Here is a 2,049-nt window from a genome sequence, read left to right as displayed (position 1 = left end):
TCGCACTCCTGCAAGTGCCTTAACAAAAGTTCATACAGTGTCGATTACTTTTGTCCGACTACTTAATATCTAGGTTTGGTCGCCCCAATTTCTTTGATTTTCTTGAATAATGGCATCATCAATGTTTTACCCTGAAACTTGTGCTTTTTACCTGCTTCTCCCTGACTTTCCCTTCTACTTCGTGCCTAAGATTTCCCGCAGAAATGGTAGTAAAAAAGTAATAGGCGATCGCTCATCTACCGTCACCCTAACCGTTGCCGTAGTTCCTGGGGTAATTTTCGAGTTTGGGCCTTTGGAAGAAGACCATTTATAGCCGGTAGGATTGCGATCTTCTGTTTGCAAATTAGCAGTAACTTGAATTGCGGCTCCCGTTTGACTAATGAGACTTTTTACTACTTCTGAATTACCGATCGTCGCCACTGTTCCTTCAGCAGTAACAGCTAAAGGAGAAACTTCTGTAACTTGACCGACAATCCCCCCAAATCGTTCTCTTTGTACTGTATCTGGAGTAATTAAAACAGGCATTCCCGGTTGAATTTGCTTGCCATCTTTAATCGAAAAATAAGCTATTGCCAGACCTAACTTTTGCTCACTCCCAATTCGCATATTTCCCAAGCGACTACCAGGTTGTATCACCTGCCCGACAGCAGCAGTCAATTCCAAAATACAGCCATCTTGAGAACTTAAAATTTGGCTGATTTCAGTTACTCTTTGCTCCAAAATAATCACTTCTCGGCCAACTTCTTGAATTTCTTGAATGCGCCGATTAGAAATTTCTAAATTTTCTTGTTCTAACCGTTTATATTTAGTATTTAATTCCTGCAATTGAGCTTGAATTTCATTAATAGAACGAAGATTGTCCAGATATTCCCGCTCAGTTCTTACGCTTTGCAGTTCCAATTCTTGCAACTGCGCTTGTAACTCACCGATGTTGTTCACATTTTGTTGGTAACTTTGCTGAGTTTGCGCCTCAGTTAAATCCAGTTGTTTTAGCTGTGCTTCCAGTTCCGCAATATCTTGCACCCCCTGGTTGTACTCTTTTTCTACCTGCAAAACTGTGTCTGTAGATATTGCGCCATTAACTGCCAATTCCCGGCGTTTTTTCAGTCTTTGTTCCAGCACGGGAACTAAAGCTCGAGCATCTTTTAAGCGTTGTTGTAAACTGAGGCGCTGTTGTTGAATTGCGGTTAATCCTTTCTCTTTCAAAGTAGGAGCAAACGATTGCGCTTCTTGCAATCGTTGCTGCAAACTCAGCTTTTGTTTGGCGATGGCATTCAAGCCTCTTTCTTTGAGGATCGGAGTCATTGCTTGAGCATCTTGCAAGCGTCTTTGTAGACTTTCTTGGGAAACTGCGATCGCAATTTTTTCCAATTCCATCCTCTGCTTAGATACTAACGAAGTTTCTCCAGTTTGTTTTTGCAACTGAAGCAATTTTTCTTTAGCCAACTGTAATTGTTTTTGCATCTCTAAAGGATTAATAGTTGCCAACAATTCATCTTTCTTAACACACTGACCGCCAGTAACTTTTAAAGATTGTATTCTGCCACCAATAGAAGATTGTAAATCTACTACTTGTCGGGGTTGCAAAAAAATAGCCCGACCTTCAATTGCGATAGGAATGCGACCCAAAATGCTCCATACCAAACCGATCGCAGTCAAACCACCAAAAACAGTCAAAGCTAACCAATCTTTAGGCGCAAGTACCTGCATCAGTTGGTCTAAACGCTCAGGAGAAGATAAGCGTTCCAAAGACTCTTGACGAAAAATGCTTTCTTTTTTGCTGTCCCGATTGAAAACCATATTTGATTCTACACCCAGAGGCGCTCTAGATTTGGCGATAATTTTATAACGTTAACTTTTATCTAATCCATTACCTAGAAATAATAGAAAAAAAACATCTTTCAGCCTGACTTCATTCGTTCGTCAACCCTTTTTGCTTTTCCTACTTCTTTTCCTTTTCTGCTAATTTTTCAGCCATCCCGATTTCGAGAAAATGAATCGTGTATAGCCCAAATCATCAGGAACGGCAACCCAAGCCCCAATATTAGA

General features: G+C 40.7%; 1 protein-coding gene. It reads right to left on the bottom strand.

Annotation, left to right across the window (positions count from 1 at the left end; translation table 11 throughout):
• Window positions 1–174 precede the first annotated feature (174 nt).
• Entirely contained in the window at window positions 175–1,800 is a 1,626-nt protein-coding gene (locus H6S82_RS30945; RefSeq protein ID WP_191057307.1) for an NHLP bacteriocin system secretion protein, read from the bottom strand.
• Window positions 1,801–2,049 lie beyond the last annotated feature (249 nt).

Origin of the sequence: Planktothrix sp. FACHB-1355 (assembly GCF_014748295.1) — a bacterium.
In the GTDB taxonomy this organism is placed as follows: domain Bacteria; phylum Cyanobacteriota; class Cyanobacteriia; order Cyanobacteriales; family Aerosakkonemataceae; genus Aerosakkonema; species Aerosakkonema funiforme_A.
This window is presented reverse-complemented; position numbering and strand designations above follow the sequence as displayed.